A 17,982-nucleotide genomic window follows, 5' to 3' on the forward strand; every position below is an offset into this window, starting at 1 on the left:
CGAGAATAGACGCCTGTAGCCTCAAATATAATCTCAGGGTTATGAACAGTTTTCAAGTCGCCCAACAGGCGATTGAATCCAATGGCATCATTGAGTATGGTGTAGCCATGAACCTTCTCACCGTTGACTAAAATGGCCACCTCAGAACTTGTTTTACTGCCATCAATTCCAAATACTACACGCATGACATTACCTCTTTTGTCTTGAATAATTCCATGTTTTAGTGATTTTATTTTCAATACGCGACGTTTAGCGTCCCACATACTTTGATCAAACTCCACCTAAAACAAGGTGTCTTGCCAGTTTGTCAAACGACGTCTAGCGCCATAGAGCCCCACGACTTTACAAGACACCACTACTTTAACATAAAGAAAAAGTAGTGAGTACTCTCTCGCGTCGGAGATTTCTTCACTACTAATCTTAGTATGTTTTCTACAACAAAATAGACTCTATAATTCCTATGGTGGCTTTACCTACTACAGAAATTATAGAGCCAAGAACTTTAGCTTGCATACCCAATAGCTAAAGTTCTTTTGGTAGTGTAAAATAAGTTGTGTAAACACAAAAAGGAAGAAATCCGTTATAGTAGAGTTACGAAACATTACTAGAACGAGGTTTATTCCTATGACTCAGTTTACCACAGAACTACTTAACTTCTTAGCCCAAAAGCAAGATATTGATGGATTTTTTCGTTCATCCCTTGAAACAGTTATGAACGATCTGCTTCAAGCAGAGTTATCAGCCTTTTTAGGGTATGAGCCTTACGATAAAGCTAATTATTTTAAAGCCAACAGTCGTAACGGAACGTATTAAAGGAAATTCAAGGTTCAAATATTTGGGGTGAACAGAAAAAGCATCCCGTATTTTTGATACGAAATGCTTTCAATAAGTGTAAATAAGTTTTAACGTTTACTAAATTGTGATGCTTTACGAGCTTTCTTCAAGCCTGGTTTCTTACGTTCTACCATACGAGCATCACGAGTAAGAAGGCCTGCGCGTTTCAATGAATCACGGAAGTCTGGGTCTACTTGAAGAAGGGCACGAGCGATACCGTGACGGATAGCTCCTGATTGACCAGCGTAACCACCACCATCAACGTTTACAAAAACGTCGTATTGACCAACAGTTGAAGTAACTGCGAATGGTTGGTTGATAACCAAACGAAGGTCAGCGTGTGGGATGTACTCTTCAACATCTTTTTTGTTTACAGTGATTTTACCAGTTCCTGGAACAAGGCGAACGCGTGCAACAGCGTTTTTACGACGTCCAGTACCTGCATATTGTGCTTGTGACATACTTTATTGTTCCTTTCCTTAGATAAGTCCTGAAATATCAAGAACTTCTGGTTGTTGTGCAGCGTGAGTGTGCTCAGCGCCTACAAATACTTTCAACTTCATACCTTGAGCGCGGCCAAGAGTATTGTGTGGAAGCATACCTTTAACTGATTTTTCGATCAAACGAACAGCGTTCTTAGAGCGAAGTTCACCAGCAGTGATAGACTTCAAACCACCTGGGTACATTGAGTGAGTGTAGTAAACTTTATCAGTTGCTTTTTTACCAGTCAATTTAACTTTTTCAGCGTTGATAACGATTACGAAGTCACCTGTATCAGTGTGTGGTGTGAATGTTGGTTTGTTTTTTCCACGAAGTACGCTTGCTACAACTGCAGAAAGGCGTCCAAGAGGTACATCAGTAGCGTCTACTACATACCATTTGCGTTCAACTTCACCTGGCTTAGCCATGTATGTTGTTTTGTTCATGATTTCTCCTATATGAATATCGTTTTTGTTTACAGGGCGGATGTTCCGGTCCGCGGGTTATTTGAAAGGTTCCGGGGCCTTACAAATGGGGTAAACAATACCGCCTACTATCATACCAAATTTTCTAACCAAAAGTCAATATATTTGATGCAATTATTTATAAAATAACGATTTCATTTCTATTTAGTCTGAAAGTTCACTGCCAATGCTAAAGAGTCCTAGAGTACCTGGGCCGGTATGCGTAGAAATAACCGGACCAAGAGGCAGGATAAGGACTTCTGTGACCTGTCCAGAAGCTAAAAGTTGCTCCCTGACATTTTCAGCGACTTCTTTATCGCCTGCATAGGCAATGACTACAAGTGGCTCAGAAATGGTCTCTAGAGTCATCCGAACCACCTCAGCCTGCGCCTTCTTCTTGCCTCGCACCTTAGCGACCGAATCCAGACTTCCATCAGCTGTCACCGCGATGATGGGCTTGATATTGACCAAGCTTCCCATGAGAGCCGCTGCCTTGGAAATACGGCCACCCCGCATAAGGTGGTTGAGGTCATCCACCAAGAAATAGGTCTTTACTCTAGGCACTAGACTTTGAAGCAAGTCTGCCGTCTGCTCTAAGCTTTGACCTGCTGCTCTCGCTTCTACAGCCTTCATGACCAAGAGCCCTTCACCCATCGAAGCTGCCTTGGTATCAAGGATGGTGATGATCGCCTCAGGATAATCCTCTAAGACCATCTCCCGCGCCATGACTGCACTTTGGTAGGTTCCAGACAAGGCTGAAGCAAAAGCCACATAGAGAACTGCTGTGCCCTCCTGAGCATACTGGCGGAAAACATCTTCAAATTGGCCAACATTGATCTGGCTGGTAGTCGGCTTGCTGCCCGACTCCATCTTGGCTAAAAGCTGCTCACTGGTCAGCTTATCCGATCCGACAGTCTCGTAGGTTTGCCCGTCCAGCTGAATGGTCAAGCCCAGAACCTGCACATCATGTTCTTGGGTCCAGCTTTCTGGCAAGTCTGCTGTCGAATCCGTTAAAATTTTAAAGGTCATTATTTTTCTCCATCATTTTTCAGTTCCCACAGAGAGGTTACCTCCATGGACATAAGCGGGTTAGTAGTGGTGCTTTGACTGCCACCATATCGGGACTGGCTACTGGAAATTGCTTACTTCTTAGGAAAGCTATTTCGCTCGGTCAGTCTAGGATACATTAGCCCACCCGATTTCTAAAGACTTCATACATGAGAATGGCTGCTGCGACGCTGGCATTGAGGCTTTGGACATGACCATTCATGGGAATGGTCAACATCTCGTCCACCTGCTTCTTGATGTTGCTGGAAATGCCCTTACCTTCGTTGCCGATGATGAGGGCTAGCTTACCTGCCGTATTCCACTTATGAACAGGCGTTCCCTGCATATCCGTCCCAAAAATCCAGAAGCCAGCTTCCTTGAGCTTGTCCAGGGTCTGGCTGAGATTGGTCACACGGGCAATGGGAATGTGCTCGATAGCGCCTGTAGAGGTCTTGGCCACAACTGGTGTCACGCCGACTGCTCGGTGCTTAGGAATGATCACTCCCGTGACATTGGTCGCGTCAGCCGTGCGCAAGATAGAGCCTAGATTATGCGGGTCTGTCAAGCCATCCAAAATCAACAGCAGAGGATTCTCTTCCTGCTCCGCTTTTTTCAAAACATCCACCAAATCTGCATAGGCAAACTCCGATACCCGCAAGACAAAGCCTTGGTGAACGGCTCCATCCGTCATCTCCTGCAAGGTTTTCTTGGGGGTCCAAGAGATAGAGACCTTCTTTTCTGCAGCTAGATCTTTCAGCTTGCTCACGTTTTTCCCACGCAAGTCGTCCTGAATGTAAAGTTTATTTCCCGTATTGGCCATCAAGGCCTCGGTCACAGCATGCACGCCGTAAACAATATCATTTTTTTCCATACTAACAGTATATCACAAGCTCCCCAAAAAAATCTGTCTAAAAACTAAATATCTCTCTATGACAGCCGAGCATTTCTCAGCAATCAGCTAAAAACTGCATTTTAGTATCCTATTTATTTTTGAAACAATTCCTTATCTGAGACTTAGAAACCAGCTAGACTAGCCAGTTCCGCTAGCCGTTTTCCAAACAAGAGATATCCCTTCTCGTCAAATACTTACTTTTGGCCAATAGTTAACAAAAAGTATCATTTACCTCAAAAACTAAAGGAAAGTAACCGGCCGAGGCCTAGATTGCCACGAATCTATAGGAAAAGTGACCAGCCGAGGCCTAGGTTGCCATGAATCTATAGGAAAAGTGACCAGCCGAGGTCTAGGTTGGCATTAATCTATAGGGAAAGCGATTAGCCGAGGCTTAAGCTAGACATACTTCCTCTAAGCGGTCACTCCAATAGGTCAAGCTTTTTATCATAGAGCCCAAAATCTAAACATGCAACAAAAAAAGTTCCACTTTTCAGTGGAACTTTTCTCTCTAATTCAGCAACTAGCAATTAACATCAGCAAGTTGTCTGATTTAGTTATTCTTAAGTGCTTCTTTGATTTCACCAACTGTTGCAGCAACACTTTTATCTTGGAAAGATTTTAATTCTTTATTGCCATTCTCATCAGTTGTCTCTACTGGATTACTGTAGTCATCTGTAGAGCTAGTTGTAAAACCACCTGATTTGTCTGCAATGATCAGTTTACTGTCTGATAAACCTGAAAAGTAGTCATTAATTTCTTTTTCAGATTTACCTTTTAGTAAATTCTTATAAATTGAAATCGTCTGATTTTCGTTTGTTTTACCGATTGTTGTTTCTGCAATAACTGGTTTCAGCAAAGCATATGAAGCAATTCCTAATGCTACGACTGATAAAGTTAACAGCATCTTTTTCTTAGCCATTTTTTGACCTACTTTCTTATTTCTAAGTTCTATATTCTACACAGTTCTCTAGCCTAACATAGAGTTTAGTAAGAATATATAAGAAAATGACACAACATAATTTACGACTTGAAATTTTTATATTTCTTTGCATTCCTCCTTACTAAATTATATAATGTAGTCAGAATCATGTAGTATTGTTTTAACTATTTTCAAGTTTTTTTGGAGATTATGATATGAGATATGATTTTGGAAAAGTTTATAAAGAAATTAGAAAGTCTAAAAATCTCACTCAGTCAGATGTGTGTGGCAATGTACTGTCTCCTACAACACTCTCTAAAATAGAGAATGGACTTGNCGTTCCAAAGTATGAGAACATGGCTTTTTTACTTCAGCAAATTAATATGAGCTTTGATGAATTTGATTATATTTGTAATCTTTACCATCCTAGTGAACATACCCAACTATTAAATCAAATCAGCAATATTCATTCAATTAGTGGAGTAGGAGAACTTGAAACTATTTATAAAAAATGTGAATCTTATCTAAAAACTCATTGGGATATCTCTATCCAAAAATTGCACCAATCCTTGACAGTCATACTTCAAGTCAGAAAGAATGGAATTTCAAACAGAGATAAGGTGACACAAGATATCGTTGACATTTTATGGAACAATCTAAAACACCATGACACCTGGTATGCATCAGATTTCAACATTTTAAACTCCATTCTTTTTGTCCTTCCTACGGAGACTATTCTAGATACCACTCAATTAATTCTTCACAGACTAGAAAAATACTCTGATTTCCAAAATATCCTTCCCATAAAACTAGCCCTCCTATCAAATTTATCCACCTTTTATTTTTATTACAAACACTTTCCGATGTGCAGTCATATTTGTTCGATTGTTATTAAAACAGCAAAATTACTTAAACGATATGATGCAATTGCATTTCATTCGGCCAGAATCGGAATTTGTGATGCTGATGAAGAGCTAATACAAAAGAATCTTGAAATATTACGTTTACTAGAGGAAGATGAGTTATTAAAAATTATTGAAAACGAAATAGCTGCATTTCATGCTACTAAAGCATCAAACGAAATGGGTATTCCATGGATGTTGTGATATGAGCTCTATAATTTTTACAGTGGTTCACTCCTTGTAGGAATTGTAGAGCTTATTTTAATGTAGAGATTAGTTTTCCTATTTTTAAACTATCCCTCCAACATCAAAAAAGAGAGAACAAATCGTTCTCTCTTGTGCTTGCATTTGTCATCCACTAGGGCTGACTAGAAGCTATTATTTTACTTTAGCAGTGCTTGTGATGACTTCAACTGCTTTTTTAACAGCGATATCATGTTTAAGCATTTCTTCTGAAAGCAATTGGCGAACGCGGTCTGCTTCCATGTTGTAGTCTGTTGCCAATGAAGTGATTTCTGCTTCAACTTCTTCAGCGCTAGCTTCAAAGCCTTCTGCTTTCGCAACTGCTTCTACAACAAGGTTCGTCTTAGTGCGTGCTGCAGCATCTGCTTCATATTGTTTGTGAAGGTCTTCTTGAGTTGTACCAGTGATTTGGAAGTACATATCAGGAGAGATACCTTGACGTTGCATGTTGCCGAGGAATTCGTTCACAGCGCGATGAACTTCTTCGTGAATCATTTCTTCTGGAAGGTCAACGATTTCTGCGTTTTCTACTGCAAGGTCAATCGCTGCTGCTTCAACTGCATCGTTGTAAGCTGCTTCTTTCGCTTCTGCTAATTCTTTACGGTATTTTTCTTTCAATTCAGCAAGAGTTTCAACTTCTTCGTCGATGTCTTTTGCAAGTTCATCATCAAGAGCTGGAACTTCTTTTTCTTTTACTTCATGGATTGTTGTAACGAATTTTGCTTCTTTACCAGCAAGGTCAGCTGCTTGGTAGTCTTCTGGGAAAGTTACAACAACGTCTACTGTTTCACCAGCTGAGTGACCAACCAATTGGTCTTCGAAACCTGGGATGAATTGACCTGAACCAAGTCCAAGTGAGAAGTTGTCACCTTTTCCGCCGTCAAATTCAACACCGTCAACAGAACCAACAAAGTCGATGACAACTGTATCACCTTCAGCTGCTGCTCCATCTTTCAGAACCAATTCAGCCAAGTTGTTGCGTTCACGCTCAATGCGCTCATCAACTTCAGCATCAGTCACTTCCTTAGAAACTTCTACAGATACTTCAAGGTCTTTGTAAGCACCCAATTTCACTTCAGGTTTTGTCACAACTTCAGCAGTGATCACCCATTCTTGACCTTTTTCCATTGAAGTCACATCAATTTTTGGTTGTGCAACCACTTCAAGACCAGCTTCTTTTACAGCTGCTTCATAAGCTGCTGGAAGCAATGCATTCAAGACATCTTGATAAAGTGATTCTTCACCAAAACGTTGGTTGAAGACTGGACGAGGAATATGGCCTTTACGGAAACCTGGTACAGCGATATTTTTCTTAACTGCATTAAAAGCACGATCCAAAGCAGGTTTGATTTGGTCTTGACCGATAGTAAAAGTCAATACTCCACGATTTGTTTCTTTGTTTTCAAATGATACAGACATTCTGTCAGTTCTCCTTCAAATTTTTTGCATACAATCCATTATAACATAAGTAGCAGTTTTTTCAAGCGACACCTTTTATTTTTCGCCTTTTTCCCCTTTCATACGCTGAAATCCAAGCTACTTTTTACTCTTTTTTGACCATTGACCAGCTCTTAGCAGACAATATTCTCCTATCACTGTGGGTTTATTTCCCTCACCAGCACGAGAATCAACTGGCAAAGTATGCCATTTGGGAAAAGAGAGTGAGACAGAAATCGGTCATTCGTTAGAATTCGATTTCGTCGTCCCACCTCCGCACAGTTGAGTAGGGCTGTAAAAGCTTATGAAATCAGCGTAGTAGAGCCCACTCAACCACTGCGTCTTGCTCGACATCTCAAAGACAATTGAGAGGCTAGGACTTTTGTCCCAGCCTCTCCTCCTCTATCCTACTAGGATTTTCGAATTCTATCTTCGATATAAGACGCTCTAGCTCCACCAATCAACTTAGGACGACTGGCAAGGGCGGTAACGTGAGCCTGACCCAAACTGCGTAGCTGAGGGCGAATCGGAACCTGAACATGCTTGACATGCATACCAATAGCCGTATCTCCCACATCCAAGCCAGCATGGGCTGTGATGAACTCAACTTCCACAGGATCTTTCATATAGTCAAAAGCCGCTAGCTGGCCACTCCCGCCTGCATGTAGACTGGGCAGGACATTGACAATCTCTAGGTCTTTCTTTTCTGCCAATTCTCGCTCCACGACTAGGGCACGATTGAGGTGCTCACAACCTTGAACAGCCAAGTAAATCCCCCGAGCTTGCAGAATATCCAACAAGGTCTTGACAATGACCTGACCGACTTCCCTACTAGAATGCTGGCCAATGTGTCCCCCCATGACTTCACTAGAAGATAGACCTAGGACAAAAATATTTCCCTTAACCAAACCCGCCTTGTCCAAGACATCTGTAGCGATCTGTCTGGTCTCCTTTTCAAGCTTCTCTAAATCCATCTCTTACCTCACTTACTCTGGCTGAACGGCTCTTTTCAAGACAAAGGGAAAAGCTCTGTAAAGGGCATAGCCAACCACCAAGCCAAAAATATTTTGCATGACATTGCCCCAAATCGCTGCGATAGCTGCACCCGGTCCACTCAAAATGCTACCAAAGAGAGCATAGCCGCCGACCATGGCAAGTCCAGCAAAGAGCAAGCCGATATAACGCTGCTTGCCAGTGAAGCCGGCAAAGTAGCCTTGAAGGCCATGACAGATGAGGCTAAAGACCATCCACTGAGGATAGCCCGCCACCAAGTCAATCAAGAGACCGGACAAGCCACCAACCAAGGCTCCTTCCTTACGACCAAAATAAAATGCGGTAAAGTAAATCCCTGCATCTAGCAAGGTTAGAAAACCAGTGGGCGTAGGGATTTTGAAAAAATTCCCTAAAACAATGGATAGGGCTGTAATGACAGCCAGCAAAGCGATTTTTCTTGTCTGATTATTTTTCATATTGAATAACTCCATACTGATCTGAGCGCTGGATAGCGCGGTAAACAAAATCTTTTGAATAGTTGACGGCTTCAAGAGGTGATTGACCTGTCAAAAGCTGACTAGCTATGCTAGAAGCAAAGGTACAGCCGGCTCCTGTATTATTATTTGGTAAAACAGGGCTTTCCAACAACACAAAGTCTCTGCCATCGTAAAATAAATCAAGGGCCTGATCTTGGCTGAAACGATTTCCTCCCTTGATGACGACATTTTGAGCTCCTAGTTCATGGAGGGTCACAGCCGCAGCCTTGAGGTCATCCAGACTCTTGATCTCTGACCGGGTCAGGATCTCTGCTTCTGGTAGATTGGGCGTGATAATGGTCGTATAAGGGAAAAATTTGATCAATTCATCTCGGAGGGCCGAAACTTCCACATCGTGGGTTTCCTTGCAGACTAAGACAGGGTCTAGCACGACTGGTATGCCCGCTTGCTTTTTGATGAAGTCCAGAGCCTGATCTGCAATGGCAACCGTTGGTAACAAGCCCAACTTGATAGCCGAAAACGGCACATCTTTGAGCGAAGAGAGTTGCTGCGCAAAGACCTGCTCGTCGGTCGGAAGAACTTCAAAGCCCTTGTCCGTCATCGCAGTCAAGCAAGTCACCGCTACAAAGCCATGCAGGCCATGGACCGTATAAGTAGCCAGATCCGCATGAAGACCACCACCACTAAAAATATCATTGCCAGAAAGGGCTAAAATCAGCTTATTCTTCATAGATAATCTCCTTTAGATAAAGACCATTAGGTGCTGCGGTTGGCCCTGCTAGCTGCCGATCCTTTTCTTCTAAAATCCGTTCGATTTGATTGACTGGCATCCGCTTATTTCCAATCTTGAGCAGAGTTCCCACCATGTTGCGGATTTGCTTATAGAGAAAGCCATTGCCCGAAAAAGTAAAGACTAGAAAATTACGCTGCGCATCAAAGGTCAGACGAGCCTTTGTAATCGTGCGAACCTTATTTTCCACACTGGTACCTGAGGCTGTAAAGCCCGTAAAATCATGCGTTCCCTCCAAAGCTTTAATGGCCTGCTCCATCAGAGGAATTTCCAAAGGATAGGGATAGTGGGTCGCATAGTGGCGCATCATCGGATTTTTTGGACGACCAATATCTACCAGAAACTCATAGGTCTTGCTGTGCGGCTTGTAACGGGCATGAAAATCTTCCGTCACTTCCTCCACAGAAATGACATCTATATCCTCTGGCGTCTGGGTATCCAAGGCAAAACGCAGCTTTTCTTCATCCCTAGCTGACGGGAGGTCAAAGTGAATGACCTGCCCAAGCGCATGAACGCCGCTGTCGGTCCGACCAGCTCCGTGGATGACAATGGGCTGGCCTTTGTTAATACGAGTTAAGGTTTTTTCAATTTCTTCCTGAACGCTCCGAGCATGAGGCTGGCGCTGAAAGCCAGCAAAGTCATGTCCGTCGTAGGAAATAAGGGCTTTATAACGAGTCATGCCACTATTTTAACAGGAAAAAAAGCCTGTCGCAAGAGAGAAAGAATATAACTGTCTGGGTACAGAAAGCATTGACAGAAAGAGCGAAATCAAGTAAACTAAAAAATGCAAGGAGGATACTATGGCAAAGGATATTTCTTATAGGCAAGGGCAGGAGCGCTTTCGTTATCGGGCTGCTGCACTCATCATTGAGGAGGAAGCCCTCTGTGTCATATCTTCTCCTAGCGAGGATTATTTCTATTCAGTGGGAGGGGCAGTCAGATTTGGAGAGACTTCTAAAGAAGCTGTCCAGCGAGAAGTTTTCGAAGAAACCGGACAAACGTATGAGATTGAAAAGCTGGCTTTTGTCCATGAAAATTTATTTTCAAACTCAACCGGCGTCCTCAAGGGACTAGAATGTCATGAGATTTGCTTCTATTACCTGATGAAGTCTCACGGCAAGCAATTTGACTACCAACATAACCAAGAACAAGTCTATTGGATTCCCCTGACAGACTTGGAGAACTATAAAGTTTTTCCAAAGGACATCACACACATCCTCAAGCACCTCCAGATAGGCATCCAGCATATCATCAGTAAAAAGAGAGTGGGACAGAAATCGGTCATTCGTTAGAATTCGATTTCGTCGTCCCACCTCCGCACAGTTGAGTAGGGCTGTAAAAGCTGATGAAATCAGCGTAGTAGAGCCCACTCAACCACTGCGTCTTGCTCGACAATCCAAAGACAATTGAGAGGCTAGGACTTTTGTCCCAGCCTCTTTTATTCTCTCAACATGACTTGCTTAATAGTCAGTTGATCTAGCCTCCTGTTGGATAAATAGATTAAACTTTCATAGACTAAGACAAAGACTAGCAAAGTCATCAGGCAGACTCCAAAATCAAAATCATAGTCAACTTTCTGAGCTATGGATTTTTCCATCAATCTGAGTAAAAGCTGCATAATCCCGTATTGATAGCCCGTTCCTAAGACGAAGCCCAAAAAAGCAAGAAAGCGGTAGGGAGCAAACAAACTCTTATGGCACTCATTTCTGCTATAACCAAAAACCTTCATAATAGCTAGGGTTTCTTGATTTTCCTGCAGGAGTACTCCCAGAGACAGATAGAGGATTGCTACTGATAGGACAGTACCGATTGACATCATCATGATCTGAATGGTCTCATCTGTCAATTCTTTCATACCAAATGATAGTTGAATCATAGCTGAAAAGCACATGGAACCGAAAACGACAAAGAATATTAATAATTTTCTAGACCAGAGCAGGCTGGCAGAAAGGTCTGTTAAAAAGGGGCGGTCTTTCCTTATTTGCTTTACTGTTTTTCTTTTTGGTGACTTTTTACGAGAGCTGACCCGCTTGAGCAAGTCTAGAGCAGGCAAACGTAGACAATAACTAGCGTAGAGAACGGCTAAAACAGCAAAGGCAAGAGTCGGCAAGACAACGAGAAACAAGAAGAGGGGCCAATGTTGCCGGATGGTAATTTCAGGCAAAACTCCGCTTTGATTACGCAACTGATAAAAATGTGGCATCATGACAAACGAAGAGAAATAGCCAATGCTCGTTCCCAAACCAATTGGAAGACTAAAAAGCCAAAACTTTCGAGCAATTTCCCAGTTTTTATAGCCTAGAGCCTTTAAAACTCCTAATTCTGGCTTATGCTGGTCAATAAATTGCCGAATGTAAAAGAAGAGGAGGAGTATCGATGTTAGGGATAAAACAGCTCCGCTAATTGATGCAATCAACCAAGAAATCGCAACTTGAGCATCGTAAGCAGCTCGAATCTCAGGCAACCAATTTGTTTGATCTAGTAAACGGATATCCAGATAAAAATTTAGGAAGAGATTGGTCACAAAGACCGCGCAAAAGCTAATAATTGATACAACGACTAATCTATACAAATCTTTTATTGAAAACATAGCTTACCATCCAATCTCATAGGCTGTCTTGGGCTGGCTATTTGTCTCTAAGCTTTGAATCTGACCGCTATTGATATGAACCACAGTCTTAGCCATCTGAGCAATATTTGCATTGTGGGTCACCATGACCAGCGTAAAACCTAGCTCCTCTTGAAGACTTGAAATATAGGCTAGAATCTGACGACCTGTTGCTTCGTCCAAGGCTCCAGTCGGCTCGTCCAAAAAGAGGACACGCGGTCTTTTAGCTAGGGCTCGTGCAATAGCCACCCGTTGCTGCTCACCACCTGACAGCTGACTTGGATAATGCTGAAGTTTATCACCTAAACCTAAAGCCTCCAAAATACGGACATAATCTTGATTGCCTGCTAGATTAGCACCCATTTTGACATTTTGCTCCACTGTAAGATTTGGAAGTAAGAAATACTGCTGAAAAATAAAGGCAATCTTCGCTCGACGAAAAGCCGTCAATTGAGCTTCTGTCAGCTGAGATAGATCTTCCTCACCGTAGTATACATGACCACTGTCTGGTTTTTCTAGGCCTGATAAAACGTTGAGCAAGGTTGACTTTCCAGATCCAGAAGCTCCCAAAATGACCAAGTAATCTTGGTCAGCAATCTCCAAGTCGATCCCTTTTAAAACTTCTCTTCCATTGTAGGACTTACGAATTCCCTTTAATCTAATCATTCTTGCTTTCCTTTCATTTCCTTTAAGAAGGCAGTAAATACTTGCGTTAAGCGTTCTGTCACTTCCTCCTGACTAAAAGAATAAATACCCGATGCTATCATGCTAGCCAAACCATGAGAATAGATAAATAAATGCTGATAAACAAACTCTGCACTCTCTATGGACATGGGATAGTCCTCCACAATCGACTCTAATATCTGCTGATAACTATGGTCTTTCTGAGGTAAAAAGTCCTTGAAAGACTCAATGGGGTGCTTGTGAGGATTTAGATAGAGAATTTTAAAAAGCTGAGGTTCCTGACTGGCAAAAAGGATATAGGCCATGCCAACTGCTCTGAAAGGCTTGGCTCGCTCCAAAGCCGAACGGATATATTGGACCAGAACGAATTCAGCCGCCCGAACAACCGAATGACTTAGATCCTCCATATTTTCAAACTGACCGAAAATAACCTTGGGGCTAGACTGTAATCGTTCCGCCAGAGAACGAGCAGTCAAACCAGTCAAACCGTCTTCTCTGACAATCCCTAGAGCTGCTTGGATAATTTCATCACGAGTAAATTTATTTTTAGGTGGCATCAAAACTCCTTTTAGATACAATTGTTGCGCAACATTTGTTTCTTAAAATATAATATCACACAAAACATTAAAAAACAAGTATAAAAAGAAGCCTTTCGGCTTCGATTTTTTATATGATAAATCGCCAAATAAAACGGGATCCTCATTTAGTCAACAAGAGGGTAACAAACAAACTCTTTTCCTCTATCTTTTAGGGATCTGTAAAAACCATGGTTGTACTTTGGTTTTTCATGTTTACGAGATAATAACTTCAATCAAAACTTATTGACCATTCTTTCTTTAGTCTCTTCTCAAGAATTGATCCAAGTAGTAGTCAAAGTAGGTTTTGCTTCCTGTGATGACTACTGCACGACCTTCAATACCGTAACGTATTTTCTTGGCTTGGGCATCCGTTAAGCTTATTTCAGCTTCCACCTTAAAGAAGTTGCCTTTTTCCGTTTTCGTCGCATTGTTGTCAATGTTTGAAATTTTAGATTTGAGAACAAATTCTTTATTATTTCCATCCATTGCAGTGAAACGCAGAGTCTCACCTTTTTTCAGACTAGCAACATCTTTTGAAGTCACATAGGTTGTAATAACGACCTTTTTTTCTTTGGTCAAAACAGGATACAATTGAGCTAGCAACTTCCCTTCGGGAACCAGATTCGCTCCCGCTGTTTCAGGATTTAGATGGAGAATACCATCTTCAGTAGCTGTGATCATGCCTTTTTGAGTGATACCACCTTGAACCTTGAGATTGTTTTCAACTTCTAAAATCTTTTGATTCAGAGCCGTCAATTCTTGACCAACTTTAGTCAATTGTTGAGCTTTCAAGGATTCAAGCTGGCTATCCAAACTTCCAGAATAGGCTTGCTGAGCACCGGAACCTGCATACTGCACCCGATAACCCGAAAGAGCTGATTCAAACTGCGAAATCTGATTGTCAATCTGCGACAGAACTTGGCTCTTTAGCTGACCTTGACTATCAGCAGCGGCTTGCGCCTCATAAGCCTGATAAATGCTATAGCCAGCATTGGTCGAAGGAACACTTGTCCCATTTTGAATAGCATTTCTAAGCGTTTGATAATCCGCCAATTTTGCATTGGTTTCATTGATCAAATTTCCCAGCTCCGCCTGTGAATTGCTGGCCGCTGAATTTTGAGAAGCAATGGTCGAATTCTGTTGTTCGGTATTACTACGGATGCTAGCAGCTTGACTCTTATAGTCATTAAAGGCCTGCTCATAGCCGAAGCGATCTTCTCCTGAAAACTGGCTAGTCCCCGTCTTCAGACTTTCTTGCAGCAGCTCCAACTGCCGTTTTTGCTCCTTCAAGCTTTCTACTTGAGAGGAGAAGGTTTCTTTTTGAGTATTTTCACTATCAGACTTATACTGAACTAAAAGATCCCCCTTTTTTACAACCTTATTTTCCTTCAAATTATTGGTGACAATCGCATTGTTACTGGTTGATTGGATGCTGGCCAGAATTTTGCTAGGCTCAATAGAGGCTCCTGAAGTAATAGTGATTTCTTTTTTAGCAAAGAGGGAGAATAAGACCACAAAAATCAACAAGAAGAAAGTCGGTAAAATCACGCGCACAGAAAAGCTAGAATATCTACGGTTATAAAATTCGGCACTCTCTAAGTAATGTTCTTCCATCTTCTTTCTCCTTTCTAACTATTCACCAGATGAGCATAGAAGCCATCCTGAGCAACCAACTCTTCATGTGTTCCTTGCTCCACGATTTCACCCTTGTCCAGAACAACCACTTTTTCAGATCGCTCCGCAATAGTCAATCGATGGGCAATGAAAATAATGGTCTTGTCCAACTCTAAAAGGTTGTCAATAATCTTTTTCTCTGTCAAGATATCCAAGTTGCTGGTCGCCTCATCGAGAATCAAAACAGGAGCATCTGTCAAAAGAGCCCGAGCCAAGGCCAAGCGCTGACGCTGACCACCTGAAATCCCTGAACCATCTGATGTCAATTCTGTTTGGTAATTCAAAGGCATCCGTTCAATATCTTCACGAATTTCTGCAATTTCCAGCGCTCGAATGATCTCTTTCTGAGTCGTTCCAGGCTTGGCACCTAGGAGAACATTCTCCAAGATGGTACCATTAAAAACATAAGGCTGTTGCGGCAAGTAATTGATATGACGACGCAAGACATGCTTGTCAATCTGATTAAGGTTGATATTATTAACCAGAATTTCTCCCTCGTTCGGATCATAGAAATTCACAATCATCTTAGCAAGGGTCGTCTTTCCAGAACCAGAAATTCCGACAAAGGCCACCTTGCTGCCTCTTTCAATGGTCAAATTAATATCCGACAGAACGTTTCGTCCATAGCCATACTTATAGCTAACATTTCTCAACTCAATATCGCCCTTGGTCATGCTCAAATCACGGATCGCTTTTTTATCCATAAATTCAGAGTCAACCAGATAAACCTCGTTCAAGCGATTATTGGCAACTTGTGCTGTCTGAAGCTTAGTTTGTAAATTGATAATGTTTTCCAGCGGATTTGTGAAATAAACCAACAAAGTATTATAAGTAATCAGCTGCCCCAAGGTCATTTTGTTGTCCATAACCAAAAGGGCTCCCATCCAAAGGATTGCAACATTCAGCAAGAGCTGAGCTGTCTTCTTCAAACCAATTTGGATATTCTCCATCCGACTATAAGCGAATGATTTCTTCAAATAATCCACAAATTCTCTATCAATCTTTTGATAGCGGAAATCTTCACTTGTCAAGGATTTGATCGTCTCAATCCCATTGATATCTTCGATAATAGAAGAAGACAGAATGGCATTGGATTCCATGGTATCGCGATTCATTTTTTCAAATGGCTTCATGAAAGCGAAAATCACGACGATATAGATCGGCAGCGAGAGCAAACTGANAAAGAACAAGNAAAAGTTTTGCGANAACAAAACAACCGCCATGACGACAACGATAGACACATCCAAAAAGATGGACAGAATAGTACTAGCCAAGGCATCAATGATACTATTAGCATCGTTGAAGCGCGATACGATTTCCCCTGTCCTTCTTGTCGCAAAAAAAGACATCGGTAGATGAAAGACATGCTTAATATAGGACAAAATCACATCAATCGAAAGGCGTTGGCCTAAAATAAGAAGCAGATAGCTCTGAGCATAAGTTAGGACCTGTTGCAAAATGTAGACAACTATTAGACCGAGAGAAATAATTCCTAAGGTATTCCTCATCTGATTCGGTACGTAAGTATCAATAATCCCCTGCATGTAGTAAGAGCCCACGATATTGATAATCGTCACCAACATCGTTGCAATAACGATATTGGCAATCAGTCCCTTTTGTTTCATTAAAATCGGAACAAAAGACCAGAGACCGTTTTTCTTTTCCTTGTGTGGTCTATATTCTGGCGCTGGGGCGATGAAAATAGAGACACCTGTCCACTCTTGCGCAAACTGTTCCTTAGAAAGTTTGGTCATTTTTACAGCCGGATCCGGATCTGCAATATAAACCGAATGTTTATCGTGCCCAGTCACAACATAATAGTGAAGCAATTTCTTGTCTTTGATAACATGGGCGATAAAAGGATAAACGATCCCCTTCATGTCAAATAAAGACATATCCGCTTTAAAGGCTCGTGTTTCAAAACCTAACTCTTCCGAAACCTTCACTAGCCCAAAAGCAGTTGTTCCTCTTAAAGTTGTCTTAGCCATTTCACGCAAACTAGCCAAAGAATAATAGGAACCATAATAACCATATATCATTGCTAGCGCTGCTACACCACAATCTCTCGCGTCAACTTGAGCCCTATAATGACGCTTTGTAAATCTCATACAAACTCCTTTATTCACAAAAGTGTAAATTTGCTTTTATGGAGAACGACCCTCGCATAAAAACTCCTAATTAGTAAACATGCTATTCAACACAAACTGCTTGTCAACTTTATCCATAGCGGTTCTCTCCAGCAAAAAACAAGTATAAATTAGGAAGAAGAACTTTCATAACAAGCAAAAAATAGATATCTCTATCATACACTAATGTGGCGTATTTTTCCAATGGTATCAGTCGTTTTACTCCTTGTAAACATAAAATTACTTAAAAAACAGACATAAAGTAACTTTTACACTAAAAAGCCTCTTGTCCAAATCAAGACGAACAAGAGGCTCTATGTCGAAACACAAAATATTAGTTAAAAACGTCTGGGCTTGCAGCACCACCGTTGTTAGCGCCACCACGATTGCTAGAGCCAGAACGTGATCCAATTCTAGAACGAATACGACCATATGCACGAATAGCAAGTCCACGTACAGTGCGACCAACTTCACGACCGATATCAAATACGGCACGTACAAGGTCACCACCGACCCATCCACCTTCTACTTCAACCAATTCAGCTTCAGTAAGAGGCATAAATTTTTGATCTAATGATTTAAAATCTTTGTTCATAAAATTCACCTTCTTCTATTTGAAATATTAAATTAGTTGAAAAGTCCTACTAAGAAACCTGAAACCAATGAGCCACCCAAAATAGCCAATGATACTGTGAAAATATCAACAGGGATACCGTAGAATGCCCATCCACCGTCGATCATCATCATTTCTTCTTCAGTCAACGCAGCAAATTGGTTGTCCATCATAGCAAAGTTTTCCATATGTGTTCTCCTT

At 41.6% G+C, this 17,982-nt stretch carries 20 protein-coding genes and 1 pseudogene; 3 read left to right on the forward strand and 18 right to left on the reverse strand.

Translation table 11 applies throughout. From position 1 onward, the window contains the following. On the reverse strand, positions 1-185 hold a 185-nt coding region (locus tag D8872_RS01195; protein ID WP_142999572.1), incomplete at its 3' end, for an IS110 family transposase. A gap of 439 nt (positions 186-624) precedes the next feature. On the opposite strand from D8872_RS01195, the pseudogene D8872_RS01205 reads away from it, so the two are divergent. Next, positions 625-810, forward strand: a pseudogene (locus D8872_RS01205) (transposase); the annotation flags it as partial. Positions 811-902: 92 nt separating this feature from the next. On the opposite strand, the gene rpsI reads toward D8872_RS01205, so the two are convergent. From rpsI to D8872_RS01230, 5 genes are all read right to left on the reverse strand, one after another. Next, positions 903-1,295 (reverse strand): 30S ribosomal protein S9, encoded by a 393-nt coding sequence (gene rpsI, locus D8872_RS01210; protein ID WP_002902303.1) that lies wholly within the window; start codon positions 1,293-1,295, stop codon positions 903-905. 18 nt (positions 1,296-1,313) lie between these two features. Further along, complete coding sequence (gene rplM, locus D8872_RS01215) at positions 1,314-1,760, reverse strand: 50S ribosomal protein L13 (protein WP_003026230.1); 447 nt, start codon at positions 1,758-1,760, stop codon at positions 1,314-1,316. A gap of 183 nt (positions 1,761-1,943) precedes the next feature. Continuing rightward, a complete protein-coding gene (locus D8872_RS01220) occupies positions 1,944-2,807 on the reverse strand; it encodes a DegV family protein (RefSeq protein ID WP_125389675.1) in 864 nt (287 codons plus the stop codon). 157 nt (positions 2,808-2,964) lie between these two features. Then, positions 2,965-3,696, reverse strand: coding sequence for a 23S rRNA (guanosine(2251)-2'-O)-methyltransferase RlmB (gene rlmB / locus D8872_RS01225; RefSeq protein WP_125389676.1), 732 nt, complete (start codon positions 3,694-3,696; stop codon positions 2,965-2,967). Positions 3,697-4,267: 571 nt separating this feature from the next. After that, complete coding sequence (locus tag D8872_RS01230) at positions 4,268-4,636, reverse strand: hypothetical protein (protein WP_185761363.1); 369 nt, start codon at positions 4,634-4,636, stop codon at positions 4,268-4,270. A gap of 215 nt (positions 4,637-4,851) precedes the next feature. Here D8872_RS01230 and D8872_RS01235 point away from each other — a divergent pair, with 215 nt between their 5' ends. Then, the gene (locus D8872_RS01235) at positions 4,852-5,742 is read left to right on the forward strand and encodes a helix-turn-helix domain-containing protein (RefSeq protein WP_125389678.1); all 891 of its coding nucleotides are present in this window, start codon (positions 4,852-4,854) and stop codon (positions 5,740-5,742) included. Between the two features lie 174 nt (positions 5,743-5,916). Here the strand turns inward: D8872_RS01235 and tig are convergent, their stop codons facing one another. The 5 genes from tig to truA form a co-directional block, all read right to left on the reverse strand. Further along, complete coding sequence (tig, locus tag D8872_RS01240) at positions 5,917-7,200, reverse strand: trigger factor (RefSeq protein ID WP_048763290.1); 1,284 nt, start codon at positions 7,198-7,200, stop codon at positions 5,917-5,919. Between the two features lie 428 nt (positions 7,201-7,628). Continuing rightward, on the reverse strand, positions 7,629-8,192 hold the full coding sequence (locus D8872_RS01250; protein ID WP_125389679.1) for a TIGR01440 family protein: 564 nt from the start codon (positions 8,190-8,192) through the stop codon (positions 7,629-7,631). A 12-nt stretch (positions 8,193-8,204) separates the two neighbouring features. Next, positions 8,205-8,687: an ECF transporter S component gene (locus D8872_RS01255; protein ID WP_125389680.1), complete on the reverse strand. Its 483-nt coding sequence runs from the start codon at positions 8,685-8,687 to the stop codon at positions 8,205-8,207. Beyond that, positions 8,677-9,438, reverse strand: coding sequence for a bifunctional hydroxymethylpyrimidine kinase/phosphomethylpyrimidine kinase (locus D8872_RS01260; RefSeq protein WP_125389681.1), 762 nt, complete (start codon positions 9,436-9,438; stop codon positions 8,677-8,679). Before D8872_RS01260 ends, D8872_RS01255 begins: the two co-directional genes overlap by 11 nt. Next, positions 9,428-10,177: a tRNA pseudouridine(38-40) synthase TruA gene (gene truA, locus D8872_RS01265; protein WP_125389682.1), complete on the reverse strand. Its 750-nt coding sequence runs from the start codon at positions 10,175-10,177 to the stop codon at positions 9,428-9,430. The genes D8872_RS01260 and truA overlap by 11 nt, the downstream gene beginning before the upstream one ends. A 121-nt stretch (positions 10,178-10,298) precedes the next feature. On the opposite strand from truA, the gene D8872_RS01270 reads away from it, so the two are divergent. Further along, a complete protein-coding gene (locus tag D8872_RS01270; RefSeq protein WP_221760744.1) occupies positions 10,299-10,790 on the forward strand; it encodes an NUDIX hydrolase in 492 nt (163 codons plus the stop codon). Positions 10,791-10,936: 146 nt separating this feature from the next. On the opposite strand, the gene D8872_RS01275 is transcribed toward D8872_RS01270, so the two are convergent. The 7 genes from D8872_RS01275 to D8872_RS01305 form a co-directional block, all read right to left on the reverse strand. Next, complete coding sequence (locus D8872_RS01275; protein WP_125389683.1) at positions 10,937-12,088, reverse strand: FtsX-like permease family protein; 1,152 nt, start codon at positions 12,086-12,088, stop codon at positions 10,937-10,939. A 3-nt stretch (positions 12,089-12,091) separates the two neighbouring features. Further along, a complete protein-coding gene (locus tag D8872_RS01280) occupies positions 12,092-12,772 on the reverse strand; it encodes an ABC transporter ATP-binding protein (protein ID WP_125389684.1) in 681 nt (226 codons plus the stop codon). Continuing rightward, positions 12,769-13,347 (reverse strand): TetR/AcrR family transcriptional regulator, encoded by a 579-nt coding sequence (locus D8872_RS01285; RefSeq protein WP_125389685.1) that lies wholly within the window; start codon positions 13,345-13,347, stop codon positions 12,769-12,771. The genes D8872_RS01280 and D8872_RS01285 overlap by 4 nt, the downstream gene beginning before the upstream one ends. A gap of 279 nt (positions 13,348-13,626) precedes the next feature. Next, the gene (locus D8872_RS01290) at positions 13,627-14,982 is read right to left on the reverse strand and encodes a bacteriocin secretion accessory protein (RefSeq protein WP_125389686.1); all 1,356 of its coding nucleotides are present in this window, start codon (positions 14,980-14,982) and stop codon (positions 13,627-13,629) included. Between the two features lie 14 nt (positions 14,983-14,996). Further along, a complete protein-coding gene (comA, locus tag D8872_RS01295; RefSeq protein WP_125389687.1) occupies positions 14,997-17,150 on the reverse strand; it encodes a peptide cleavage/export ABC transporter ComA in 2,154 nt (717 codons plus the stop codon). A 352-nt stretch (positions 17,151-17,502) separates the two neighbouring features. After that, the gene (locus tag D8872_RS01300; RefSeq protein WP_223367933.1) at positions 17,503-17,727 is read right to left on the reverse strand and encodes a hypothetical protein; all 225 of its coding nucleotides are present in this window, start codon (positions 17,725-17,727) and stop codon (positions 17,503-17,505) included. Positions 17,728-17,795: 68 nt separating this feature from the next. Further along, positions 17,796-17,969 (reverse strand): class IIb bacteriocin, lactobin A/cerein 7B family, encoded by a 174-nt coding sequence (locus D8872_RS01305; protein WP_125371132.1) that lies wholly within the window; start codon positions 17,967-17,969, stop codon positions 17,796-17,798. Positions 17,970-17,982: the final 13 nt, after the last annotated feature.

Origin of the sequence: Streptococcus cristatus, assembly GCF_003943815.1 — a bacterium.
GTDB classification, from domain to species: Bacteria; Bacillota; Bacilli; order Lactobacillales; family Streptococcaceae; genus Streptococcus; species Streptococcus cristatus_F.